Raw genomic sequence first — 24,738 nt, 5'->3', positions numbered from 1 at the left:
GGCGTTGCGCGCATGAAGGGCCAGGGCAACTTTCGCCAATCCATGTCGTGGCTGCACACCTGGTGCGGCCTGGTGTGCGGCTGGCTGCTGTGCGCCATCTTCCTCACCGGAACGCTGAGCGTGTTCCGCGAGCCCATCACGCGCTGGATGGAAGCGCGGCCGGTGCTGGAAGGCGCCGAGAGCCGCGCCGCTCGGGGCACTGCCGCGCTGCCCCTGGCGCAGGCTGTGAGGCATCTGTCTGAGCAGGCGCCCGCCGCCCGCTTCTGGCGCGTGGAACTGCCCCAGGGGCCGGGCGATGCGCTGCTGCTCGTGTGGCGCGAGGGCCGCATCAACCGGATGGCCGCGCTGCATCCGGTGACTGGTGCCGTGCTGCCCGCGCCATGGGGCCGCGCCACCGAGGGCGGGCGGCATTTCATGTCGTTTCACTACATGCTGCAATGGAACGCGCTCGGGTTCTGGGTCGTGGGCTGGGTGTCGATGTGCATGCTGGTCGCGCTGGTGTCCGGCGTGGTGGTGCACCGGCGCATCTTCCAGGACTTCTTCACCTTCCGCCCGCGCAAGGGGCAGCGATCGTGGATGGACGCGCACAACGCCACCGGGGTGCTGACGCTGCCGTTTCTGTTCATGATCGTCTACACCGGGCTGGCGATCTTCTACACCTCGTACATGCCCTGGCCCCTGCGGGCCGCCTATGGCGAGGGCGACAAGGCCTATGCCCAGTTTCAGACCGAACTGGCACACGGCGCCCGCGACGAACTGCGCCGCCCCCGCACCGGCCGCCCGGCTGCGCTGCACGACCTGACACCCTTGCTGGAGCAGGCCCGCACGCTGACCGGCCAGCCGCCGCGCATGCTGGTGATCGAATCCCCGGGCGATGCGAACGCCACGGTGCGCGTGCTCGGTCCACGCGAACCGGAAGCCGGCACCGGCCAGCGCCGCGCCTTGCTCAATCCGGTCGCCACCGTGGCGTTCGACGGGGTAAGCGGCGCCGTGCTGCAAGTGCGCCGGCCCGAGCCCGAGGCCGCTTTCGGCTCGGAACAGGTGCACGCCGCCATGGAATCGCTGCACTTCGCCCGCTTTGGCGGCTGGCCGATGAAATGGCTCTACTTTGTCAGCGGACTGCTGGGCACCCTCATGGTCGCCACCGGCACCGTGCTGTTCAGCGTGAAGCGGCGCGCCAAGTCCGGCAACGAATTCGGCCGCGCCACGGCAGGCGTTTACCGCGCCGTCGAAGCCCTGAACGTCGCCGCGGTGGCCGGCATTGCCGTGGCCTGCATCGGCTATTTCTACGCCAACCGGCTCCTGCCCACCGAACTGCCCGGCCGCGCGCTGTGGGAGATCCGGGCATTCCTTGGCATCTGGCTCGCGACACTGCTCCACGCGGCGTTGCGCCCGCCGCGCTGCGCCTGGGTCGAGCAACTGGCCGCAGCCGCGCTGCTCTGCATCGCGCTTCCGGGCTTGAATGCCTGGACCACGGGCCAGCACCTGGCAGCCTACGCGCTGTCGGCCGACTGGCAGCGGGCGAGCGTGGAGTTCACTGCGCTGGCCTGCGGCGCATGCATGGCGTTGGCAGCCCGCCGCACAGGGATTGGCTGGCGCCGAGCCGCGCCGGGCACACGGTCGAAGCGACCGGTGCCGAATGCAGAGGTGCGAGGATGAGCCGGCCGCCTCGAACCGGCGCGGGTTGGAAGTACCGATGGGGCATCGCCAGCCGCGTGCTGGCAGCGTGCCTCGGCGGCTACGCGCTGGCGTCTGTAATGGCTGCGGTGCTGGCACTCGCCGCACCCAGGCTCTTCGGCTGGACGCGCGCGGACGGCGTGCTGCTGGGCACGATGATCAGCTTTGCGCTGTACACCGTCGTCGCGCTGTGGGTGTTCTGTGCGCGAAGTGCGCTGCGTGCCTGGCTTGGCCTCGGTGCGGTGGCGCTGCCTTGCGCAGGGCTGCTGTGGTGGTGGCGGTGAGATCGTCTTCGCCGATGTCGAGAGGCTGACGTTCGATAGCATCGACACCATGAAACGTCGAATTCTCGTGGGCCTCGTCATGGCCTTTGTCGGCTTGGCCGCTGTCCTCGGTGCTGGCGAATTCCTGAGCCAGCCGCACCACCGATCCGTCGGTCCGGCGCCTGCGGGCCTGCCTGCAGTGAGTGTTCAATTCGATACTCCGGACCGCCACACCCTCTCCGGTTGGATCGTGCGTGGCCAGCCGGGTGCTGGGGCGGTGCTGTTGCTGCATGGCATCGGCGCGGATCGGAGGCAGATGCTCGGGCGGGCGCGGTTTCTGCACCGGTTGGGGTATTCGGTGCTGCTGATCGATCTGCCTGCGCATGGCGAAAGCGCAGGGGAGAAGGTCACGTTCGGGTGGAACGAGTCGCGCGGGGTTGCCGCGGCGCTGGGCTATCTCGCGCAGGCGTTGCCGGGCGAAAAGATCGGCGTGATCGGTGCGTCGCTGGGGGCGGCATCGCTGGTGCTTGCCCATTCGGCGGTGCCTCTGAATGCGGTGGTGCTGGAGTCGATGTTTCCTACCTTGGAAGAAGCCGTCGGCAATCGGCTGGCGCTGTACCTTGGACCTGCCGGGCGGTGGCTCACGCCATTGCTGCTGTGGCAGCTTCCCGTGCGGCTGGGTGTCTCAGCCGCGCAATTGCAGCCCATCGTCGATCTGCCGTCATTGCATGCGCCGCTGCTGATTGCCGCGGGCGCAGAAGATTGGCACACGACGCTGGCGGAAACGCAGCGGATCTATGCGGCGGCGCCCGAGCCTAAAGCGCTGTGGGTGGTCGATGGCGCAGCCCATGTGGACCTGCATGCGTTCTACACCACGACCTACGAGGCGCGCATTGCGGCCTTTATGGCGAAGCACCTGCGCGGCCGTGATTGACCCGCTCAGGAGCGGCGGTTGATCCGGCCTTTGTGCAAAACGTCGCCCCCCACGGCACTAGGCCGCGTTGCCGTCTGGACCTGTGCTTGCCAATGACGGCGGCACGCCCAGGAGTTCGGCGATCCGCTCCCAATCGGCCGCGTCCACGGGCGTGATCGACAACCGGCTGCCCTTTTGCAGCACTTGCAGCCCAGCCAGCTCGGGGTGCGCGCGCAATTCGGCCAGTGGCAGCAGGCGTGTCTTGCGCAGCGCCTGAACGTCCAGCAGCAGCCAGCGGGGCCGATCGGGCGGGGACTTCGGGTCGTGGTAGGGCGACTCGGGGTCGAACTGCGTCGGGTCCGGTCGCGTGGTGGAGGCGATGCGCGCCACGCCGGCGATGCCTGGCTCGGGGCAGCTGGAGTGATAGAACAGCACGCCATCGCCCACCTGCATGCCGTCCCGCATGAAATTGCGCGCCTGGTAATTGCGCACGCCGGTCCAGGGCACGGTAGCGTCAGGCGCGGACAGGGCGTCGTCGATGGAGCATTCCTGCGGCTCGGACTTCATGAGCCAGTAACGGGCTTCGCTGCGGGTGGTCGTCGTCATGGCGCCATTCTGGCCGCAGGGAATGCGTGGAACCAGGGGCAAAAAAGCGGGATTGGCCGGATGCTATTGTTTTTATAGCTGCCACCGCATGATTCCCTAGGGTGGGAGGCCAATATGACCATATTTCGGCATTCAGCTCCTGCACCCCTGTTCCGCTCGCTCAGCGCCGCTCGCCCGTGCCGCCCCAGCGGATCGCATCGGGCGGGGGGATGGCCAGCGGGTTGTCCTTGGGCTCGGTCAGCGGCGCCAGCAGCGCGTTCAAGTCTGCCTCGCTGAATTTGGCCGCACCTTCCGCGTCGTGCCCCAGCACGCCCTGAGCCAACGCCAGCTTGCGTGCCTGCAGCTCCAGCATGCGCTCTTCGATGCTGCCCTCCACCACGATCTTGTAGACGAACACCGGCTGGTCCTGGCCGATGCGGTGGGCGCGTGCCGTGGCCTGTTCTTCCACGGCCGGGTTCCACCAGGGGTCGAGGTGGATGACGGTGTCGGCCGCGGTCAGGTTCAGGCCCACGCCGCCGGCTTTCAGGCTGGCCAGCAGGATGGGCGGTGCAGCAGGATCGTCCTGCGATTGAAAACGCTGCACCACGGCCCCCCGGGCGCGGGGCGGCGTGTCGCCGGTGAGGGCGAGGTAGGGCAGGGCGAGCGCATCCAGTTCTTCGGCCACCAGCGTGAGCATTTCGGTGAACTGCGAAAAGACGAGCACGCGGCGGCCCTCGGCCACCAGCGCGGGCAGCTTATCGGCCAGCCATTCCAGTTTGGCGTGCTCCATGGTCGCGGGCTGCGCTCTGGCGGCTTCGCTGCCTTTGACCAGGCGCGGGTCGCAGCAGACCTGGCGCAGCTTGAGCAGCGCGTCCAGCAGCGTGATCTGCGCGCCGTCGAAGCTCTGGCGCTGCAGCACGCGGCGCACCTGCTTGTCGGCAGCCACGCGCACGGACTCGTACAGCTCGCGCTGTCGGCCCTGGAGCGACACGCGCACCATCATGTCGGTGCGCGGCGGCAGGTCAGCGGCCACGTCCTGCTTGCGGCGGCGCAGGACGAACGGGCGCACGCGCTGGGCCAGCAACTGGGCGCGCACGGTTTCGCCATGTTCTTCGATGGGTTTGCACCAGCGGGCGTTGAAGCTGCGCGCATCGCCCAGAAAGCCCGGCATGAGGAAGTCGAACTGCGCCCACAGTTCGCCCAGGTGGTTTTCCAGCGGGGTGCCGGTCAGGCACAGCAGGTGCGGCGCCTTCAGCCGGCGCAGGGCGCGGGCGCTGCGGCTGCCGGCGTTCTTGACCATCTGCGCCTCGTCCAGGATCAGCAGGTGAAACGGCTGAGCGGCCAGCGCGTCGATGTCGCGCCACATCAGCGGATAGGTCGTCAGCACCAGGTCGTGCCGGGCGATTTGAGCAAACCGCTCGCGGCGGTCGGGGCCGTGCAGCGACAGCACGCGCAGCCCGGGCGCCATGCGCTGCGCCTCGGCCTGCCAGTTGAACAGCAGCGAAGTCGGCAGCACGACGAGCGCCGGGTGCGCGAGGCGGCCGGCTTCTTTCTCGGTGAGCACGTGCGCCAGCGCCTGCGCGGTTTTCCCCAGGCCCATGTCGTCGGCCAGGATGCCGCCCAGCCCCTGGGCGCGCAAATACTGCAGCCACGCCAAGCCGTCGAGCTGGTAAGGGCGCAGCCGAACACCCAGGCCTGCGGGCGCGGCGACGGTTGGCGGCGGCCCGACGCCTTTCAGCCGCTGCGTCAATTGCGCCAGGCCCGCATCGCCCTGCAGTTGCCAGGCGTTGTCCCAGCCGTTCACCATGCCCACGCGGTGTGCCTGCACGAGGCCTGCGCGCAGCGCTTCCAGGCGGCGTACTTCCCATGGCCCTAGCCCGATCCGCAACGGGTCGCCATCCTGGCGCTGCCGGTTGGCATTGCGCAGCGGGTCGGTCAGCAAATCGACCAGCGCGCCGACGATGGCTTTCAGCGGCGCAGCCGGGGCATCGATGCGGCGCCCCCCGGGCGCTCGCAGCGAAACGATAGCGTGGTCGTCGATGGCGGCCAGTTGCGCGGCGTTCAGCCAACGCCGCTCGCGCTGGAGCAGGTCGGCCAGCAGCGGGGCGAGGTCCAGGCTTTCTCCGTCCACCTCGATCCCCAGGCTGAGCAGCCAGGCGCCTTCGCGCTCAGGCAGATGGAGCTTTTGCACGGGGCGCTCGCGCTCGCCCAGCGGGCCGGCCACCTGTTTGCCCAGCCATTCGCCGGTGTCGGGATCGATGCGTAGCGTCCAGCGCTGGACCGGTACGCTTTCGTGGGCAAAGCCCGGCAGCACCACAACCGCCCAGCCTCGCGATTGCAACTTCGGCACCTGTTCGGCCCAGAAGTCGCCGAATGCGGCTTCCTGCGGCAGTGTCCACACCGGGCCCAATACCGGAGCGTGCGCCCGGTCGCGCCACTGCAATGCGGATTCCGGCACCGGCAGCAAGCCCAGGTCGCGCACGAAGTCGATGGCATCGGCCTCCGCAGCCACGTCGCGCTGCAAGCGCACCACCGGGCCGCCGGTGTCGTACAGCTCTTGAACGGCGGGCGGCCGGCTGTTAAGCACCGAGGTGGGCGCGGGTGTTTCCCACGTCGCCCCGGTGGGCGTGCGGTAGGTCCAGTCGATGTGCGCCAGAGTGACCTGATCCCCGCGCGGGCCGATGGGGCCGTGGGGACGCAAGCCCAGCAGTCCCTCGCCACGGCCCAGCGTTTGCAGCGTGATGCGCGGCTGAAACTGGTCTTGGGTAGCTGACGGGCTCTCGGCCTCGGCTGCGTTGACTACGCTTTCAGGCGCTTGCGCAGGCGCATCGCCTCGCAGCCGTGCCATGACCTGGGCCGCATCGGCATCGGACAGCGTGGGCAGGCGCGCCAGCGTGGCGGCATCCGCCTTCCTGCGCAGCGCGTCGACCCATGCGGCGATCGCATGATCGCGTTTCACGGTCTTTGAAGGCGACTGGGGCGTGCTGGCAGTGCGGGGCGGTAGGCGCGAAGGCATCGCCGGCCATTTTGCCGGGTGTCAGCAGGGCAAACGGGAGTGAAGCAGGGAAAGGGAAAAAGGAGAACTGCCTGCCGTTGCGGCCACCCCAGCCGTCAGGACCGGCCGGTTTCTTTAGCGGCGGGCAGCGTTAGTTGGGCGGCTTTGGCAACCTGCACGCAATCGCGCAGATGTTGCTCGCCCAGCAATCGCAACGTGGTGTAGCCCAGCACCGCCGCAACGGCCTGGCCCGCCAGTGGCACGTATTTGGCGGCCTGCTTGGCGGTCAGGCGCATGCCAACGGCCCGCGTCGCGCGGATCACCAGTTCGCGTGTGACGAACTTTCCGATCAAGGCCGAGCCGACCAGGCCCACGGCCTTTTGCACTTGCTCGCGCTTGTGCGGGGTCAGGCGGTCGATCTGCTCGGGAGTGAGGCCGAATTCGGCGTTGATCTGCGGCACCAGCCGGGACAGCAGCGCAGCATCCACCGCCCAGTCCAGACCAGGAATGGGCACGGTCCCAGCCGCCGCGGCCATCAGCGCACGCCGATGCAACAGCCGGCGGCTGCGTTGCACGGCTGCCAGCAGGGCAGGGTCGCCCTCGGCCAATGCGACTGCGCTCGGAACACGTTTTGCCACGGGCGCCGCCTGACAGTTACTTCTTGCTCTTGAAGAAGCTGTACACCACCAGCAGCAGGATGGCGCCCAGGATCGAAGCGATCCAGCCGGCTGGCTCGCCTTCCTGGTACCAGCCCATCGCCATGCCGATATAGGTGGCGAGGAACGAGCCTGCGACGCCCAGCAGCGCCGTCATGATCCAGCCCAGCTTGTCATCCCCCGGTTTGAAGGCGCGGGCCAGCAGACCGACGACGAGACCGACGAGAAGAACACCTAAGACGGAAAACATGGGGGGCACTTTCTGGGAAGGTTGAGATGCGACGAATCTACCCGCGGCGCTGCGCCGTGCCCTGTCGGACAAGGCGCACTGTGACCGGCTAGAAAAATAGGGGCTTTACTGATGAGCGCCGAAAGACAGCAGCTCAGGGCGCACCGGTGTGGGAGCCCGCCGACAGATCGATGCGCACACATCCGGCGCCTCTTTTTTCAGCGGCTGGATAAGGTCGGTGTTCTTCCAACAAGAAATAAAGGAATGCACATGCCGATCCGATCTCCCCGCACTTTCCTGTCCGCCACCGTGCTGGCACTGGCCGCTGCAGCCGGCGGCGCCGTCCTCCCTGCGACGGCGATGGCGCAAAGCGATCAGGCTTCGCTGGACCGCGGTGCACGCCCCGACACGACGCCTGCCCAGCGCTACCAGACAGCGATTCGGGAAGCCGGCGGTGGATTGAAAGTCGCGTTGCAGGAATGCCGCGAAGGCGAGTCTGGCGCACGCAAATCGTGCGAAGCGGATGCCCGTGCCCGTTACAAGGCCGACATGGCCGCAGCCCGTGAAATGCTGCGCAATCCAGACGCCCGGCCGGTGAATGTGGTGGGAGAACCCATCCGCAGCACCGAGACCACGACGGTCATCAAGCCCTGACGGACGTCAGACCACCATGCGCGCACCGTGGCGCCCGGCGCAAAAACGATCAGTTGGCGGAAGCGTTTCCGTCTGCGTCGGCGGTGGTCACGCGGCGCGCGCCATTGAAGCGCCGCTGCCAGTAAGAGGCGCGCATGTCTTCCACGCGCACTTCGGCGCCGCTGCGAGGCGCGTGGATGAACTTGCCTTCGCCCACGTACATGCCGACGTGGCTGAAGGCGCGGCGCATGGTGTTGAAGAACACCAGGTCACCGGGCTGCAAGTCTTTTTTATCGATGGTCTCGGTCGCTGCGGCCTGCTGGTCCGCGCGGCGGGGAAGGATGAAACCGGAGGCTTGCCCATAAATGGTGCGGATGAAACCGCTGCAGTCGAACCCGGTTTCGGCGTTGTTGCCGCCTCGGCGGTATGGCACGCCCAGGAAGCCCATGGCGGTGGCAACCACCTCGCCGGCCTTGTCCTGAACGTTGTGCCGCGCTTCCTTCAACTGGGAAAGAACGGTCTTTTCGTGAACGAAACGGTCTAGATCATCAGAGGAGGGCGCATTGTTGGGTGCGGCGTGGGCGCTGGCGCAGGCCAGCAACAAGAGGCAAATCCATCGAGACATGGGGCCGGAGGGTACCACGCACCAAAACGTATCTCTTTGCAAAAAATGTCGCACAGAATGAGTTTTCATGGTTTTTGACTATGGACGGACGCCCGTGGCATGCTTTGGCAGAGCTGAGCCACGCAAGCAAAATGCCCGTTCATAGCCAAAAGGGTGTTCTCGCGCCCACTTATCACAGAAATTCCGTTCAATGAAATTTAAACAATCTGTGCGTTGTGTACCCATTTCTTACCGGGCGCTGACTCTTGGGTTCGCCGCCTTGATCAGTTCAATGCCTGGTCTGGCCAATGCCCAGGCGAATGCACGGACGGCCCCAGTGGCACCCCAGGCGGCACCTTCGCAGGGGAATGCGGTCACCGTCGCCCAGGACCTGGCCAACCCCTGGGGACTGGCGTTTCTTCCGGGCGGACGTTTTCTGGTGACGGAGCGCTCCGGGCGCCTTCGGGTGGTGGAAGCCAATGGCCGGGTGAACCAGCCTATTTCGGGCGTGCCGCCAGTCGTCTTCGGCGGACAGGGCGGCCTGCTGGATGTGGTGACCGATGCCGACTTCGAGCGCAACCGGCGCATTTTCTTTTGTTATTCCGAGCCCGGCGCCAAGGGCGAGCCCGGCAACAGCACGGCGTTGGCGAGCGCCGTGTTGCCTGCGGGTGAAACGGCTTTGAGCGACGTGCGCGTGATCTTCAGCCAGCGGCCGAAGGTGCAAAGCTCGCTGCATTTCGGCTGCCGCATCGCCCAGGCGCGCGACGGATCACTCTTTTTGACATTGGGCGAGCGCTCCACCCGCAAGGAAGATGCGCAAAAACTCGACGGGTACCTCGGCAAGGTGGTCCACCTGCAGCCCGACGGTTCCCCCGGCCCCGGCAATCCGGTGGTGGCGGGCGCGGCGCCCGGCATCTGGAGCTGGGGCCACCGCAACCCGCAGGGCGCCACCATCGCGCCGGACGGACAGTTGTGGATCAACGAGCACGGCCCACAGGGCGGCGACGAAGTCAACGTGCCGCAGGCCGGCCGCAACTATGGCTGGCCGGTGGTCACCCACGGCGAGAACTACGGCGGCGGCAAGATTGGCGAAGGCCTGACCCACAAGGAAGGGATGGAGCCACCGCTGCATTACTGGGTGCCGTCCATCGCCCCATCGGGCATGGCCTTCCTGACCAGCGACCGCTATGGCGCCGACTGGCGGGGCAGCCTGTTCATCGGTTCGTTGAAGTTCAGCCGGCTGCACCGTCTGGTGGTCGCGGACGGCAAGGTGGTCCGGGACGAAACCCTGCTGTCCGGTCTGGGCGAACGCATTCGAGACGTGCGCCAGGGACCGGACGGCTGGCTGTACCTGCTGACCGATGGCCCCCAGGGCCGGCTGCTGCGCCTGACACGCTGAACCACGCCGCAGCCGCGCCATCGCACCCGATGGCGCGGCTGCGACAATCCCCGCTTGTTCCCAACTTTGCCTTGCGCACCCTGCCCATGCTGCTCGACGCCTCCGAATCCCAACTCGTCCTGATCGACTACCAGGAACGCCTGATGCCGGTCATCTTCGAAGGTCCGGCCGTGCTGGCCAATGCCGTGCGGCTGGCGCGGGCGGCCCAGCTGCTGGACGTACCGGTGTGGGGCACCGAGCAAAACCCGTCGCGCCTGGGCGCCAACGACCCGGCGCTGCGTGCGCTGTGCCGCAAGACGCTGGCCAAAATGCACTTCAGCGCCGCCGAAGAAGGCCTGGGCGAATGGCTGCGCCCCGAGCCCAAGCCGCCGGCTGGCAACGCTCGCAGCCTGCCCAAGCACCTGCAGAAACCCCAACCCACGGCGGAAGAACCCGGCGCCATCGTCATTGCCGGCTGCGAGGCCCATATCTGCCTGCTGCAGACCGCGCTGGACCTGTTGGAAGACGAATTCGACGTGTGCGTGGTGACCGATGCCTGTGGCTCCCGCACCGAGCGCAACCGCGACGCTGCTTTCGACCGCCTTGCCGGCGCGGGCGCCGAACTGGTGACGACCGAGATGGTGATCTTCGAATGGGCCCGCACGGCGGAACACCCGGCTTTCAAGGATTTGCTGGCGCTGGTGCGATAAGCCTCGCGCTGCTGCGATGCACGCCTTTCATGACCCCAGGCAGAGGAGCGAGGTGGTCAGCAGGCCCCTCTCTCAGCGCTGGCGGGACGGGTGTCACATTCGCCGCTAGCCAACCACCGGGCGCATTCACTGCCCAGTTCATCGATGGCGAGCTGCTGGTATTTTTGGTTGGTTTCTGCTGGCAGCAGGCCTTGCCATCGACCGTTGCGCCCTTGGTGGAAGAATGCTTTACCGCCATCCTTCCATAGGCCGGCGCCCTGTGGAACATACCGGGCTGCGTTTTCCTTCATATAGTCGAACGCACAATGGGACAAGATGCGGTCCCATTGGGATTCTTCGATCGGCGTGCCAATGAAGTCAGCAATGCGTTGCGCTTCGCCAGGCAGGTTTTCGAGAAGATCGGAAAAATGGACCAGCAGGACGTTTGGTGCGTTCCGTATGGCCCACCACGAACGAACCCCTTCCCAAAACGGCCAGAAGGGATGGCCGTTCTTCTCGAGCCAATCGTTGAAGTATTCGATGACAGAAGCCGGCGGCGGCGGAACAACCCGCAGGCGGCCCGAAGGGTTGGCCCCTGGATCGAGCAATGCCTGTGCGTTCTGGCTGACTGCAGCCTGATGGGCGTGGAGGCTCCATGCAATGTCGCGCCCGTCGCGGCCGATGTAGATGTATTTTGCCGTTTCGGAAAAGACGAGAGCATCTGCAGGCAGGTGTGTTTTAAGGAAGCGGCGATGGCTCTGCGCTTCCACAAGCTTGATTTTCGTGGCCTTATCGGGATATACGGAGTCCAGCCAAGGCGAAACTTTTGATATTTCTACAACTTCATCCCCGGCGAATAGCAACTGGGCCACGACTTGCTGTAGAAATGTCGTGCCTGCCTTGGCGTAGCTCGCAATAACGATATCTCCGTCCCGATATTGAAAGTCATTCCAGACGGTGGAGTCGAAAAAGCGATTGTTATATTCTCTGATTTTTTGTGAGTGAGGAATATTTTTCATATATTTTAATTATTAAATTGGTTACTTTGGTTTCAATGTTATTAATATCCAAGATGTTTGATATCAATGCCGTGAAACCATGTTCACGCTCACGCCCAAGGGGCGTAAGACAAGGGCTGGAAAAGGTTTGACCACTGCACTGGGTTTCAGCGTCAAATCGAATTCCCGGGTGATGGCGGCAATGGTGGTGATGATTTGCATCATCGAAAGGTGGTCGCCTATACACTTCCTCGCACCGCCTCCGAAGGGGAAATAAGCATACTTGGGCAGACTTTCCGAGAAAGAATGATCAAGCCAGCGTTCCGGCCGATAAATGCCTGGGTCTTGAAAATAACGCGCATCCCGATGGCTCACCCATGGGCTGACGGTGAGGGTCGTACCGGCAGGGACGTGAAATCCGCCAAGAACTGTATCGCGCATAGCGATCCGTCCAGTCATCCATGCCGGGGGATACAACCGCAAGGCTTCTTTAACCACTGCCTGGGTGAAAGGAAGCTTTGGGAGATCCGCAGTGGACAAGCTTGCCTGGTCGCTTAAAACCAAATCCACTTCCTGCTGCAACTTCTGCTGTGCTGTCAAATGGGTTGCCAGCAGATAAAAAACCCAGGTCAATGCGTCAGCCATCGGTTCGAGGCCCGACATGATCATCGTGGACAACTCATCGCGCAGCCACCGTGATTTTCCCGTGCCATCATGGTCCAGCAGCATGCCAAGGAGGCAGGGGCTTGGCGACAAGGCACTCCTGTAGTTCTCAATGATGCGGTCCAGTGCTTTGTCGAGGTCGGCGCGGGCACGGCGCAAGCGAACATTATTGGGAGTGGGTATGAAGGCGGGGAACCTGATCTGGCTGCGCGTCAGGCCCATGATGGCGTCCACCATCCTCACGACTGCCTGCGTTTGCTCGCCTTCGGTCGAAGAATTAAACAGAAATGCGCCACCCGTGCTCATGCATATGCGCTGCATCTCTTGTCTTAAATCGGCGTCGGGCGTGTTTTGCCGCCAATGCTGAAGATACGACTGCGTGATGGCTGCGGAGCGCGCCATGCCGTCGTCCACCAATGCCCGTTGAAAAGCGGGTTGCAGCATCCGCCTTTTATTGCGCCAGTCCGAACCCGAGCTGCTCATGACTGATGCAGGGAAGGCGGATTGATTTTTCTGGCGATCGCTGGGATCGCTTTTTTCGTAAGTGCCATCTTTGTTGTGCAGCACTTGCTCAATCAATTCAGGATGACTGACCAGATAGGTTTTTTTGGATAGGACGACCAAGTCGCCATATTCATGGGAACATTTCAACAAGAAACCCAGAGGGTCTTCAGTGAACTCAATGATATTGCCGATAAATCTTCGACCTTTCGGGCCTGTCGGTATCTTTTCTTCAACAGCCACAGACCCCCGCTCCTATCAGAGAACCCTGAATTCAATGCCTTTGATTTGGCCGAATCTATTCGGCCAAATCTCAATTTTTGCCAGCAAACCTGGGAAAGGCCAGGCCTTTCCCAGGCGCTTTAAAAATCAATAGGTGTAGATGTAACCCATTTTGTTTCCACGCATCAGGCGAGCAAGCTTGGCGAAGGTGTAAAAAATGCTTTTCATGATGAGTTCCCTATTTTTAAAGTGACGAAGTTTTTTGACGCCTGCTGAACGTCCATTTCAGGTTACCAGCGGCTAATGAGGCGGTCAAGAAAAATGAATGGTATCCACGCCGTACGGCCTCTCTACCTCTTATCATCCTTGTGCTGCTATCCCGCACCAAAACTCAAGGGGAATTAGATCTTGCAACATTTTTGCAAAAATGGTTACGATTCGTATGCTGAGTTTTATGATACTTGGCATGATCGCTGGCCTGAAAACTCCAAAATGCATTGCGTGGATAAATTGGCGGAGATTGCGGCTGGCGAGGCTGCACTGGAGTTGGGGATAGGTACGGGCCGGCTTGGATTGCCTTTGGCCCAAAAGGGCGTGCCGGTATACGGCATCGATAATTCCGAGCCGATGTTGAATAAGCTCAGGGCCAAGCCAGGCTCGGAGAATTTATCCGTTGTCTGTGGTGATTTTTCCGGAATTCCTGTCGAGGGAGTTTTCGGATTGATTTACACGGTATTGTCTTTCGGCTATTTGCTGACGCAGCAAGAACAGGTTCGCTGCTTTGTCAACGCCCGTCAAAAAATCAAGCCGGGCGGCGCGTTTGTGATTCAAACGGCTGTGCCGAGACCCAACATATTCAACGGATCGAATCAGGTCGACGATATCTTTGACATTCCCTCAGAAGACGGAGCGGAACTGGACGCTGTCATGCTCCTGTGTTCCAAGACCGACGTCGTGCGGCAACTGATCGATCAGCGGGTCATCGTGCTGGGCGAGGCCGGCCCGAAGATATTTACCCACCAGCGGAGGTATGTATGGCCGTCCGAACTGGACCTGATGGCGCAGATCGCCGGGTTTACGCTGGATGGGCGGTGGGGCGGTTGGCGGCAAGAGCCGTTTACGGCGAAAAGTCCCACCCAGATTTCCGTCTACCGGCTGGCTGAAAGCTGAGTCCTTGCGTTGGCGGCCGATGCACCCAGCAGGCTCTGCCGACGCGTATGACGCCCATGCAAGCTGGTACACGACGCCTGTGATGCCAGCTTCTGGCGGGTGGTCGAAAGGATTGAAATGGCTTTGAAAGTGATTGGCGCCGGCCTGGGGCGCACCGGCACTCTGTCGCTGAAACTGGCGCTGGAGACTCTTGGATTGGGTCCCTGCTATCACGCGATGGAGGTTGCCGCGACTGTGCGCAGATCCCTTCCCCTGTGGAACGAGGCTATCCAGGGGCGTCCAGACTGGGATGCGATCTTCGATGGCTATGCCGCCACTACCGACTATCCGGGATGCTGTTTCTGGCGCGAACTGCTTGGCCACTATCCGCAGGCCAAGGTGATTTTGACGGTTCGAGATGCGGAGGGATGGTTTGAATCGGTGAGTGCGACGATTTTCGCTCCTGAGGGACGAAAACCGCTTTTGGGTACTGCCGGGGAAGCCCTGAGCCAATTCATGAGGCGCGATTTCGGGCCGCAGATCGGCAACCGAGCATTCATGACCGACTATTTCAATCGATGGAACCAGCAAGTCATCGACGAAGTGCCTGCCGAACGCCTGCTGGTGTTTTCCGCCCATGATGGCTGGGAGGCGCTGTGTGCCTTTTTGGACGTGCCGGTTCCCGCAATTTCATATCCGCGCAGCCATGAGCGAAGCGATAAGGAAGGCGCCAGCCGCAGCGTACCGTCCGATCCCGCAGAACTCGAAACCCGGATGAGGGCGTATCTGGATCGACTGGCGGCAGCGACTGGGGCGGCTCTGGCGGAAGGCCATCCGCCGCAGTGAAGTCCGCAGGGCGCGTGATGGAGAAAGCCCGAGTTCTGTGGCTCGCCTCTTGCTCTTATTGAAGCTGGCGCGGCACGTTACTGCCAGCAAGGGCAATGGATGATCGCGCCAGGCTCCCGCTCCCCATCGGATTGAGCCGGAACCGCGCCACCGTGGCGGCCAGGCGGCTGGCCTGCTCGTTCAGGCTTTCGGCCGCAGCGGCCGATTCTTCGACCAGCGCCGCGTTCTGCTGGGTCATCTGGTCGAGCTGGTTGACGGAGATGTTCACTTGGCGGATGCCGTCCGACTGCTCGGAGGTGGCTGCGGTGATCTCGCCGATGATGTCGCTCACGCGCTGCACGCTGTTCACGATCTCTTCCATCGTGGTGCCTGCGTCCTGCACCAGGCGCGAGCCCGCTTCCACCTTCTCGACCGAGTTGCCGATGAGCGCCTTGATTTCCTTGGCCGCTTCGGCCGAGCGGCCGGCCAGGCTGCGCACCTCGCTCGCCACCACGGCAAAGCCGCGGCCCTGTTCGCCGGCGCGGGCGGCTTCCACCGCAGCGTTCAGCGCCAGGATGTTGGTCTGGAAGGCGATGCCGTCGATCACGCCGATGATGTCGCTGATCTTGCGCGAGCTCTGGTTGATCTCGTCCATGGTGGAAACCACCTGCGTCACCACTTTGCCGCCGCGCGCCGCCACTTCGGCGGCCGAGCTGGCCAGCTTGTTGGCGGTGGCGGCGGAATCGGCCGACTGGCGCACGGTGGCGGTCAGCTCTTCCATCGAGCTGGCGGTTTCCTGCAGATTGCTGGCGGTTTGCTCGGTGCGCGCGCTCAGGTCGGCGTTGCCCGTGGCGATCTCACGCGTGGCCGTGGCGATCGAGTCGGCCACGTTGCGCACTTCCATCAGCGAACCTTCGAGCGCACCGCGCATGGAGCCAAGGGCGCGCAGCAGCATGCCGGTTTCGTCCCCGGCGTGGCGGCCGTGGTCCTGCCCCGTGAGGTCCATCGCGGCAATTTGCTCGGCCACGTCGCGCGCCTCGGCCAGGGGGCGCGTGATGCTCAAGGCCAGGCGCCAGGCCAGGAAGGCGGCCAGCAGCAGCGAGCCCACGCACAGGGCGGTGAGCAGACCGGTGGCGGCGTGGCTGGCAGCGCGGATGCGCTCTCCGGCCGCGTCCAGTTCGCTGCGCTGCAGGTCGACCATCTTGCCCATCGTCTGCTGGAAGTTGATGGAAGCGGGCTCGTAGCGCTGCGTGAAAGCGCGCGCCACCGCTTCGGGATCGCCTTCCTTCTTGAGCTTGGTCACTTCATCGCGGGTGGAGAGATAGGCCTTGCGGTGCTCGCCGATCTGGGCGAACAGCGCCCGGTCGGCATCGCTGTCCAGCAATTTCTCGATCTGCTGCTGCAGCGCGGACGACTGCTTGCTCGATTCCGCCGCGGTGGCGGCAAAGAAGTCCGCCAGGACGGGATCGCTGCTCTTGGCGATGGCGGCCACGCGCTGTGCGCCGTTGGTGATGTTGCGGTACCAATCGCTGGCAGCCCGCTCGGTCGCGAGCGACCGGCTGAGCATCACGTTCATCTCCTGGGTGACGGCCCGGAGCTGGAAGATGCCGTACAGGCAACTGATGAGAAACAGCACCAAGATGGTGCCGAGCACCAGCGCCAGACGGCGGCCGATGGTGAAGTGGGTAGGGGTCATGAGAGGTGCTTCCAGGACAGGAGCCAGAGGGATGAGGGCTTCGGGCGGCCTGGAACAGCCTCCCGATGTTTCAAAGTGTATGCGGGCCGTGCGCCAAAAGGGGGAATCGGGGCCGATCAGGAGCTTTCGCACCGCGGAATTTGCCCCGTTGCCACAATGCGTTCCCTGTAGGCAACAACTTCACCGCTCCTGCGCGACCGCATCGGTCGTGGCCCATAGCTGCGTGGCCGAGCGCGACCGGCACGCTCCTCATCTCTTGGCAGAATGGCCCGTCCTGGCACAAGAACGATCCCAAGGAGACAAGCCATGCCCCGTTATGCCGACTTTCACCGCCGGTCCCTCGAAGACCGTGACGCTTTCTGGGCCGAACAGGCCCGCCTGATCGACTGGCACACCCCGCCGCAACAGATCTGCGACAACAGCCGCCCGCCTTTCGCGCGCTGGTTTGCGGGCGGCACCACCAACCTGTGCCACAACGCGGTGGACCGGCACCTGGCCGGGCGGGCCGATCAGCCGGCGCTGATCGCGGTGTCCACCGAGACGAACACCGAGCGCACCTACACCTTCGCCGAACTGCATGCCGAAGTGCAGCGCATGGCCGCCGTTCTGCGCGCGCTGGGCGTGGGGCAGGGCGACCGCGTGCTGATCTACATGCCGATGATTGCCGAGGCCGTGTTTGCCATGCTGGCCTGCGTGCGCATCGGCGCGCTGCATTCGGTGGTGTTCGGCGGCTTTGCGGCGACCTCGCTGGCCTCGCGCATCGACGATGCCGAGCCCGTGGCCGTGGTGAGCGCCGATGCCGGCTCGCGGGGCGGCAAGGTCGTGCCGTACAAGCCGCTGCTGGACGAGGCCATTGCCCAGTCGCGCCACCAGCCCGCGGCCGTGCTTCTGGTGGACCGGGGCCTCGCGCCCATGGCGCTGCAGCCCGGCCGCGACCACGACTGGGCGACGTTGCGCAACGAGCACCTGCACGCCAAGGTGCCCTGCGAATGGGTGGACGCCACGCACCCCAGCTACACGCTGTACACCAGCGGCACCACGGGCCGGCCCAAAGGCGTGCAGCGCGACACGGGCGGCTACGCGGTGGCGCTGGCGGCCAGCATGCAGCACATCTTCGGCGTGGGCGGCCACCCCGCAGAAGCCGCCGCCGACGGCCAGCTCGCCGAGGCGGCGGGCACGGGGCCCGGCGTTTTCTTTGCCACCAGCGATATCGGCTGGGTGGTCGGCCACAGCTACATCGTCTACGGCCCGCTGATCGCCGGCATGGCCACGCTGGTGTACGAGGGCCTGCCCACGCGGCCCGATGCTGGCGTGTGGTGGAGCCTGGTGGAAAAGTACCGCGTCACGCACATGTTCTCGGCCCCCACGGCGGTGCGCGTGCTCAAGAAGCAGGACGCCTCCTTTCTGCGCCGCCACGACGTGTCGAGCCTGCAAGGCCTGTGGCTGGCGGGCGAGCCGCTGGACGCGCCGACGGCCGAGTGGATCGCCGATGCGCTGGGCGTGCCGGTGATCGACAACTACTGGCAGACCGAGACCGGCTGGCCCATCCTCACCCTGGCCCGCGGCGTGGAACCGCAGGCCGCGCGCCTGGGCAGTCCGGGCCGCGCGATGTACGGCTACGACGTGAAGCTGATCGACGAAGCGACGGGCGAGGAACTTACCGAACCCCAACAGAAGGGCGTGCTCGCCATCGAGGGGCCGCTGCCCCCCGGCTGCCTGCAGACGGTGTGGCGCGACGACGAGCGCTTCGTGCAGACCTATTGGCAGAGCCTGCCCGGCCCGATGCGCTACAGCACCTTCGACTGGGGCATTCGCGATGCCGACGGCTATTACTTCATCCTGGGCCGCACCGACGACGTGATCAACGTGGCCGGCCACCGTCTGGGCACGCGCGAGATCGAAGAAAGCATTGCCGGCCACCCGCAGATCGCCGAGGTGGCGGTGGTGGGCGTGGCCGACGCGCTGAAAGGGCAAGTCGCCATGGCGTTTGCCGTGGTGCGCGATGCGGCGGCGCTGGCCGACGATGCCGCGCGCCTGAAGCTGGAAGGCGAGGTCATGCAGCAGGTGGCCCAGCGCCTGGGCGCCGTCGCGCGCCCGGCGCGCGTGCACTTCGTGGCGGCGCTGCCCAAGACGCGCAGCGGCAAGCTGCTGCGCCGCGCGCTGCAGGCCGTGGCCGAGCGGCGCGACCCCGGTGACCTGACCACGATGGAAGACCCAGCCGCGCTGCAGCAGGTGAAGGAACTGGTGGGCTGAGGAAAAACCCACTGAGAGAAGGCCAGTGGAGCAGCGGCCGCGTGACCAGTGCAACTGCTACTATTAATATAGCAATGTGCCCTAGTGCTTATTGCGCTGGAGGCACTTTTGACCAGTGGCCTCCAAGCGCGCCTCGATGGCTACAGACCACGCCGCGCCTGCCAGCCCTCGGGCGCCTGCCATTGCGCAAGCCACTGCGGCAGTTCGCCGGACGGCATGGGCCGGGCGATGCAGTAGCCCTGTGCCAGCGCGCAGCCCATCTGCAGCAGCATCTGGCCCTGCTCCACGGTTTCCACGCCTTCCGCCACGATCGAATAGCCGAACGAGCTGGCCAGGCCGATCACGCCCTGCACGATGGCCAGGTCGCCCGAGTCGGTCATCATTCCGTGCACGAAGCTCTGGTCTAGCTTGAGCGTGTCCATGGGCAGCCGGCGCAGGTACGACAGCGATGAGTAGCCGGTGCCGAAGTCGTCCAGCGACACGGTCACGCCCAGGTCGCGCAACTGCTGCAGTTGCAGCGCCACGTGGCCGATGTCGTACAGCGCGGCGCTTTCGGTGATTTCCATGTCCAGCAGGGCAGGGGGCACATCCGGGCGCCGCGCCAGCCGCTGGGCCAGCCAGTCGGCGAAGCCGTCCTGCTGAAGGTGCTGGGCCGAGATGTTGACGCTCACCGGCAGCCGCAGCCCGGCGTGCAGCAGCGCGGCGATGCAGTCCAGCGCCGCGTCCACCACCCATTCGCCGAACTGTATTTCGAGTTCGGTACCGTCCATCAGGTGGAGGAAGGCGCCGGGCGCCAAGGTGCCGCGCTGCGGGTGGTGCCAGCGCGCCAGCGCTTCGGCGCCCACCACGGTGCCCTGGCGCATGTCCACCTTGGGCTGCAGGAAGAGCGCGAACTCGCCCGCGGCGATGGCATCGCGGACCTTCTCGCCTTGTTCGCGGTGGCTTTGCAGGGCACGCTCCTGGGCGGCGTCGAAGGCATGGAAGCGGTTGCGGCCTGACTGCTTGGCCGCGTACATGGCCTGGTCGGCGTGGCGCAGCAGCGCGTCGGCGTCGGCATCATCGTCGGGGTAGAGGGTGTAGCCGACGCTGGCCGTCACGGTGACTGCAGCGCGCTCTGCGCCCAGCGTATAGGGCGCCGCGACACTTTCCATCACCCGGCGCAGCAGGCGCTCGCCGTCGGCGCGTGTTGCCAGGTCGGGCAGCAGGATGACGAATTCGTCGCCACCCAACCGGGCCACACAGTCCACCGGGCGCAGCGCCCGGGTGAGGCGGCCGGCCACGATCACCAGCAGGCGGTCGCCCGCGTCATGGCCGAGCCGGTCGTTCACGGGCTTGAAGCCGTCCAGGTCCAGGTAGGCCACGCCCAGCAACTGGCCTCTTTCGCGCGCCCGCGCCATGACCTGCTGCAGCCGCGTGGCCAGCAGCACCCGGTTGGGCAGGCCGGTGAGCGCATCGAAATGGGCGAGCTTTTGCAGCAGCTCTTCCTGCACGCGTTGGCTGCTCACGTCGATGCCCACGCCCAGCATGCGCTGCGGCCGGCCGGCTTCGTTGTGGTTCACGATCTTGCCCAGGTTGCGCACCCAGCGGCCGGGGCCTTGTGGCAGCGCGATCTGCCAGGTGGCGTCGAACGGCGTGGCGGGATGGGTCGTGTGCCGCCCCAGCTCGGCGGTCACGGCTTCGATGTCGGCGGGCGCCATGCCGGTGGTCCAGTGCACCGGCGAGGCATCGGTCAGTTCGGCAGGCAGGCCCTGCAGGTCGCGCCAGCGGCTGTCGCCCGTGAGCAGGCCGGTCTGCAGGTTCCAGTCCCACAGGCCGATGGAGGCCGCGGAAATGGTGAGCGACAGCAGCGCCTCGCGCTCGCGCACCTGGTCTTCCATGCGCTTGCGCTCGGTGATGTCATGCCCTGAGAACAACCAGGCGGGCACTCCGTCGATCTCGGTGGCGTGCATGGACTGCAGCACCGTGCGCGAGCCGTCGTGGCGCGAATGCATCGTGAGTTCCACGCCGTTGACGGCGGTGCGGTTCTGCACGGACTCCAGCATCGCCTCGCGTTCTTCTTGCGTGACGATGCCCAGTTCGACCGAGGTGCGGCCGATGGCCTCGCTGCGCGGGATGCCCAGCATGGCTTCCCAGGCCGGATTGACGTCGATGTAGGCGCCGTCCTCGCGGCGCGACAGGCCCATGGGGTAGGGCATGAGCCGGAAGACGCGGTCGAACCGGTCTTCCGACTGGCTGAGCCGTTCGGTGGCGCGCTTGGATTCGTCGATGTCCTGGATCACGCCGCGCACGCGCACCACTTCGCCGGCTTCGATCACGGGCTCGGCACTGGCGCGTACCCAGGCGCGCCGGCCGTCGTCGGCCCGCACGATCTGCATCTCCAGGCTCCACTCGGCCCGGTCGGTCAGGCAGCGGATGAAGCACTCGCGCAGCGGCTCGCGGAACTCGGGCAGCACGAAGCGCTCGGCATAGTCCTGCGGCAGGGGCGCGTCGGGCGGCAGGCCGTGGATGTCGAACGACACGTCCGACCAGTACGCCAGGCCCTGCCCGACGATGTGCTCCCACGCCCCCAGGCGGGCCAGCCGGCCGGCCTGCTGCAGCAGGCGGTTGGCGCCCAGCAGTTGGTTGCGGCTGCGCTCTTCGGCCGTCATGTCGTGGAACACGAAGACGATGCATTCCTCGCCGGAGATCGTCACCGGCCGCACCGACATCAGCCCGGGAATGTGCTGGTGCCCGCGCTGCGCCACCATGGGCAGGTTCTCCACGAAGCCGTCGCGGCGATACAGCGCCACCATTTCGTCGCGCTGCTCGGGGTGCGCCCAGATGTCCAGCGAGAGCGACGTGCGCCCGACCACCTCGTCGCGGGTGTAGCCCAGCAGTTCGGTGAAGGCCTGGTTCACGTCCAGGTAGCAGCCGTCCGCCAGCCGCGTGACGCCGGCCGGGTCGGGCAGCATCTGGTAGATGGTGGTGTATTTGATCTCGGACAGGCGCAGCGCCTCTTGCAGCTCGTGCAGCGAGGTCACGTCCAGGTCCATGCCCACCAGGCGCAGCGGGCGGCCGTTGGCATCGCGCTCGGCCACCTGGCCGCGGGCGATCAGCCAGCGCCAGTTGCCATGGATGTCGAGCATGCGGAATTCGGCCTTGAAGCTGTCCTCATGCCCCTCCATGGCGCGCTGCAGGTAACTGGCCAGCCGGGCGGCATCGTCTGGATGGCGGCGCTCGTTCCACAGCTGCCAGTCGCTGGCATGGCGCGCCGGCGTGCCGTTGCGGGCAGACTCGCGGCCTTCCAGCCCGAAGGCTTGATAGAAACTGCCGCGGTACGAAAAGCGCCGCTGGGGCACGTCCCACTCCCAGCGGCCGCCGCCCGTGGCATCGAGCGCCATGAGCAGTTCCTGCTCCTGGCGGCGCAGCGTTTCGAGGGAATGGGCCCGGCTGCACAGCAGCTGCGTGCCCCCGCCCAGGATCAGAAAGCCCGTGAAGTACCGCCACGGCATCTGCTGCAGCCAGGCGAGCAGACCTTGCAGATCACCCGCGGGAAGGAACGCGGCAGGCCCTTCGCGCCAGAACAGCATGCAGGGCGGCAGGCTCGCGGCCAGGGCGACGATCACCACCCACAGGTTCAGGCCAGTGCGCACCCGCACCGTGCGCCAAAACAGGCTGACGGCGAACACCGTGCCGATCACGCCCAGCCCGGTGGGCAACGGCCCGGCCGCCAGCAGCCAGAAGCCCAGCGCCGTGAGCGCGGCGCAGATCGCACCGGCCACCGGCCCGAACATCAGCGTGCACACGGCCGCGATGGTGGGGTGGGGCAACGCGGCATTCGCAGGGTCGAAGGCCCGGGTGAACACCATGATCAGCACCGCGGCCACGCCGCCCGCCAGGCCGGCACGCACCCGCGTTCGGCGGGAGGGTTGGAGCAGTTCGGCGCCAGGCAACAGCGCCAGCACCGCGATCAGGAGGAGGTGGACCCCGCCGAGGAGAAAGATCTCATGCCCCATCGTGCGCCGCCAACGGGGTGGCAGCCCTGCGGCCCATGGCACGGGCCAATGGGGGGCAGTCCATGCAGGGGATGAGCGCAGTAAGCATCCGCGGAGTTTAGAACGGGTTCATGACCCCGGCACCGCTCCCCGGGTACGAAATTCGTGGCCCTGGCGCCCACTTCGGCAGGGCGCGATGGGCGCATGGGCGCGATAGGGCGCGATAGAGCGCCCCCACCGGTGGCTTCGGCGCATTACCCCGCGCCGGTCCGCCGCTTCGGCCCGATCAGCCCGGTGGACAGCATGGTGCCGCACACGATCACCATGCCGCAGCCCACCATCCACGGCGTGATGGCTTCGTGCAGGAAGACCGCGCCGTAGAACACCGCGAACACCGGCGCCAGGAACGTGACCGCCAGCGCCCGGCTGGGCCCGGCGTGGGCGATCAGTCGGAAGTACAGGATGTAGGCGATGCCTGTGCACAGCACCGCCAGCGCCACCACGGAAAGCCACGCATTCAGGCCCGGCATTTGCGCGGGCCACAGCCATGCGGCGGGCACCAGCAGAACCAGCGTGGCGCCCAACTGGCTGCCGGTGGCGGTGGCCAGCGGCGGAATGCCGACAAGGTAGCGCCGCGCGAAGCTCGCCGCCACCGCGTAGCACGACGACGCCAGCAGACACGCGCCCAGCGCCCATCCCGCGTGGCCGCTTTTCAGGCCCATGCCGGCCGGTGCGCGCCAGGCCAGCAGCGCCACGCCGACGAAACCCAGCGCCAGGCCCAGCCAGCGCAGCTTGCTGATGCGGTCGCCCAGCCAGGCCCACGCCACCAGCGCGCCGAACAGCGGCACGGTGGCGTTCAGGATGGACGTGAGCCCGGTGGTGAGGTGCATGACCGCCCAGGCGAACAGAGAGAACGGAATGGCGGAATTGATCACCCCCGACAGCAGCACCGGCTTCCAGTGCTTTCGCAACGCCGGCCACTGGCCTTGCCGCAGCAGGATCGGCCACAGGAACAACGTGGCCAGCCCGACGCGCAGGCCGACCACCGGGATGGCGCCGAACTCCGACGCGCCCAACCGCATGAAGAGAAACGACGCGCCCCACAGCGCGGACAGCAAGACGAACTCGCCCAGCCACGCCTTCTGGGCGGTGCCGGCGGTAGAAGGCAGTGCGCTCATGCGGCGGCTCCTGTCAGCAAAAGGGATTCGTCGTCGGCGAACAGCGCCAGCGTGCGAGGGATGGGGGCGCTGCGACCGGCACCCGGCTGCGGGGTGGCGCCTTCGCGCTGCAGCAGCCATTCCTTGCGTGGCAACCCGCCGGCGTAGCCCGTCAGGCTGCCGCTGGTGCCCAGCACACGGTGGCACGGCACGATCACGCTCACCGGGTTGCGGCCCACTGCGGCCCCCACGGCGCGCACGGCCAGCGGCCGCTCCAGCACGCGGCTCAGGGCGCCGTAGCTCGTGGTCGCACCGCAGGCAATGCCCAGCAACGCCTGCCATACGGCCTGTTGGAAGGGCGTGCCGCCCGACAGGTCCAGCGGCAGATCGAAGCGCGTGCGCTGGCCGGCCAGGTATTCCTGCAACTGGGCAGCGGCCTGCCGCAGCACGGGGTGCGCATCGTCCACCGGCCAGGCGGCCGGGCCGTCAAGCCAGTGCGACGGCTGGTGGCGTTGGCCGTCGAACCACAGGCCCGACAGGCCCTGGGGCGACGCGGCCAGGCGCACGTCACCCAGCGGGGTGGGGGTACGGCTTTGGACCGTAGAGGGATGGAATTGCATGATGGGCTTCAGGTGAAAAAGGCCGCCAGCGCAATGAATACGGCGGCAGTGCGCTATC

20 protein-coding genes are annotated in these 24,738 nt (G+C 65.8%); 9 read left to right on the top strand and 11 right to left on the bottom strand.

The features are described from left to right. Positions 1–12 precede the first annotated feature (12 nt). The 3 genes from BLT03_RS00325 to BLT03_RS00315 are packed head-to-tail and all read left to right on the top strand — an operon-like array spanning position 13 to position 2,874. A complete protein-coding gene (locus BLT03_RS00325) occupies positions 13–1,659 on the top strand; it encodes a PepSY-associated TM helix domain-containing protein (RefSeq protein ID WP_245711173.1) in 1,647 nt (548 codons plus the stop codon). Then, a complete protein-coding gene (locus BLT03_RS24740) occupies positions 1,656–1,961 on the top strand; it encodes a DUF3649 domain-containing protein (protein WP_092739192.1) in 306 nt (101 codons plus the stop codon). The genes BLT03_RS00325 and BLT03_RS24740 overlap by 4 nt, the downstream gene beginning before the upstream one ends. Continuing rightward, positions 1,897–2,874 (top strand): alpha/beta hydrolase, encoded by a 978-nt coding sequence (locus tag BLT03_RS00315; protein WP_245711172.1) that lies wholly within the window; start codon positions 1,897–1,899, stop codon positions 2,872–2,874. The genes BLT03_RS24740 and BLT03_RS00315 overlap by 65 nt, the downstream gene beginning before the upstream one ends. Before the next feature lie 57 nt (positions 2,875–2,931). Here the strand turns inward: BLT03_RS00315 and BLT03_RS00310 are convergent, their stop codons facing one another. The 4 genes from BLT03_RS00310 to BLT03_RS00295 all read right to left on the bottom strand — a co-directional run bounded on the left by BLT03_RS00310 (position 2,932) and on the right by BLT03_RS00295 (position 7,339). After that, positions 2,932–3,459: an EVE domain-containing protein gene (locus BLT03_RS00310; protein ID WP_092739188.1), complete on the bottom strand. Its 528-nt coding sequence runs from the start codon at positions 3,457–3,459 to the stop codon at positions 2,932–2,934. 160 nt (positions 3,460–3,619) lie between these two features. Continuing rightward, positions 3,620–6,454, bottom strand: coding sequence for a DEAD/DEAH box helicase (locus BLT03_RS00305; protein ID WP_092739186.1), 2,835 nt, complete (start codon positions 6,452–6,454; stop codon positions 3,620–3,622). Between the two features lie 95 nt (positions 6,455–6,549). Next, complete coding sequence (locus BLT03_RS00300; RefSeq protein WP_245711171.1) at positions 6,550–7,071, bottom strand: hypothetical protein; 522 nt, start codon at positions 7,069–7,071, stop codon at positions 6,550–6,552. Positions 7,072–7,087: 16 nt separating this feature from the next. Further along, on the bottom strand, positions 7,088–7,339 hold the full coding sequence (locus BLT03_RS00295; RefSeq protein ID WP_092739182.1) for a GlsB/YeaQ/YmgE family stress response membrane protein: 252 nt from the start codon (positions 7,337–7,339) through the stop codon (positions 7,088–7,090). A 249-nt stretch (positions 7,340–7,588) separates the two neighbouring features. Between BLT03_RS00295 and BLT03_RS00290 the strand changes: the two genes are divergently transcribed. Further along, positions 7,589–7,972 (top strand): hypothetical protein, encoded by a 384-nt coding sequence (locus BLT03_RS00290; protein WP_245711170.1) that lies wholly within the window; start codon positions 7,589–7,591, stop codon positions 7,970–7,972. 49 nt (positions 7,973–8,021) lie between these two features. Here the strand turns inward: BLT03_RS00290 and BLT03_RS00285 are convergent, their stop codons facing one another. Next, complete coding sequence (locus tag BLT03_RS00285; RefSeq protein WP_092739178.1) at positions 8,022–8,576, bottom strand: C40 family peptidase; 555 nt, start codon at positions 8,574–8,576, stop codon at positions 8,022–8,024. Positions 8,577–8,847: 271 nt separating this feature from the next. On the opposite strand from BLT03_RS00285, the gene BLT03_RS00280 reads away from it, so the two are divergent. Further along, a complete protein-coding gene (locus tag BLT03_RS00280) occupies positions 8,848–9,954 on the top strand; it encodes a PQQ-dependent sugar dehydrogenase (protein ID WP_092739176.1) in 1,107 nt (368 codons plus the stop codon). 86 nt (positions 9,955–10,040) lie between these two features. Next, complete coding sequence (locus BLT03_RS00275) at positions 10,041–10,643, top strand: isochorismatase family protein (RefSeq protein WP_092739999.1); 603 nt, start codon at positions 10,041–10,043, stop codon at positions 10,641–10,643. Positions 10,644–10,699: 56 nt separating this feature from the next. Here BLT03_RS00275 and BLT03_RS00270 read toward each other — a convergent pair whose 3' ends face one another. Both BLT03_RS00270 and BLT03_RS00265 read right to left on the bottom strand, forming a co-directional pair. After that, positions 10,700–11,641, bottom strand: a complete 942-nt coding sequence (locus tag BLT03_RS00270; RefSeq protein WP_092739174.1) for a sulfotransferase domain-containing protein — start codon at positions 11,639–11,641, stop codon at positions 10,700–10,702. 63 nt (positions 11,642–11,704) lie between these two features. Continuing rightward, positions 11,705–13,027 (bottom strand): cytochrome P450, encoded by a 1,323-nt coding sequence (locus tag BLT03_RS00265; protein ID WP_092739172.1) that lies wholly within the window; start codon positions 13,025–13,027, stop codon positions 11,705–11,707. A 387-nt stretch (positions 13,028–13,414) separates the two neighbouring features. Here BLT03_RS00265 and BLT03_RS00260 point away from each other — a divergent pair, with 387 nt between their 5' ends. Together BLT03_RS00260 and BLT03_RS00255 are read left to right on the top strand one after the other, a co-directional pair. Beyond that, a complete protein-coding gene (locus BLT03_RS00260) occupies positions 13,415–14,176 on the top strand; it encodes a class I SAM-dependent DNA methyltransferase (protein WP_217640120.1) in 762 nt (253 codons plus the stop codon). 117 nt (positions 14,177–14,293) lie between these two features. Then, positions 14,294–15,001, top strand: coding sequence for a sulfotransferase family protein (locus tag BLT03_RS00255; RefSeq protein ID WP_092739168.1), 708 nt, complete (start codon positions 14,294–14,296; stop codon positions 14,999–15,001). Between the two features lie 55 nt (positions 15,002–15,056). Here the strand turns inward: BLT03_RS00255 and BLT03_RS00250 are convergent, their stop codons facing one another. Continuing rightward, the gene (locus BLT03_RS00250) at positions 15,057–16,676 is read right to left on the bottom strand and encodes a methyl-accepting chemotaxis protein (RefSeq protein WP_092739166.1); all 1,620 of its coding nucleotides are present in this window, start codon (positions 16,674–16,676) and stop codon (positions 15,057–15,059) included. A 306-nt stretch (positions 16,677–16,982) separates the two neighbouring features. Here BLT03_RS00250 and BLT03_RS00245 point away from each other — a divergent pair, with 306 nt between their 5' ends. Then, on the top strand, positions 16,983–18,929 hold the full coding sequence (locus BLT03_RS00245) for a propionate--CoA ligase (RefSeq protein ID WP_092739164.1): 1,947 nt from the start codon (positions 16,983–16,985) through the stop codon (positions 18,927–18,929). Between the two features lie 140 nt (positions 18,930–19,069). On the opposite strand, the gene BLT03_RS00240 is transcribed toward BLT03_RS00245, so the two are convergent. From BLT03_RS00240 to BLT03_RS00230, 3 genes are all read right to left on the bottom strand, one after another. Beyond that, positions 19,070–22,924, bottom strand: coding sequence for an EAL domain-containing protein (locus BLT03_RS00240; RefSeq protein ID WP_092739162.1), 3,855 nt, complete (start codon positions 22,922–22,924; stop codon positions 19,070–19,072). A 233-nt stretch (positions 22,925–23,157) separates the two neighbouring features. Then, complete coding sequence (locus BLT03_RS00235) at positions 23,158–24,081, bottom strand: DMT family transporter (RefSeq protein WP_092739160.1); 924 nt, start codon at positions 24,079–24,081, stop codon at positions 23,158–23,160. Continuing rightward, positions 24,078–24,680, bottom strand: coding sequence for a methylated-DNA--[protein]-cysteine S-methyltransferase (locus BLT03_RS00230; protein WP_092739158.1), 603 nt, complete (start codon positions 24,678–24,680; stop codon positions 24,078–24,080). The genes BLT03_RS00235 and BLT03_RS00230 overlap by 4 nt, the downstream gene beginning before the upstream one ends. Positions 24,681–24,738: the final 58 nt, after the last annotated feature.

The organism is Paracidovorax valerianellae (assembly GCF_900102625.1).
GTDB classification, from domain to species: domain Bacteria; phylum Pseudomonadota; class Gammaproteobacteria; order Burkholderiales; family Burkholderiaceae_C; genus Paracidovorax; species Paracidovorax valerianellae.
The sequence above is the reverse complement of the archived record's forward strand: the minus strand, read 5'-3'. Positions and strand labels throughout refer to the sequence as shown.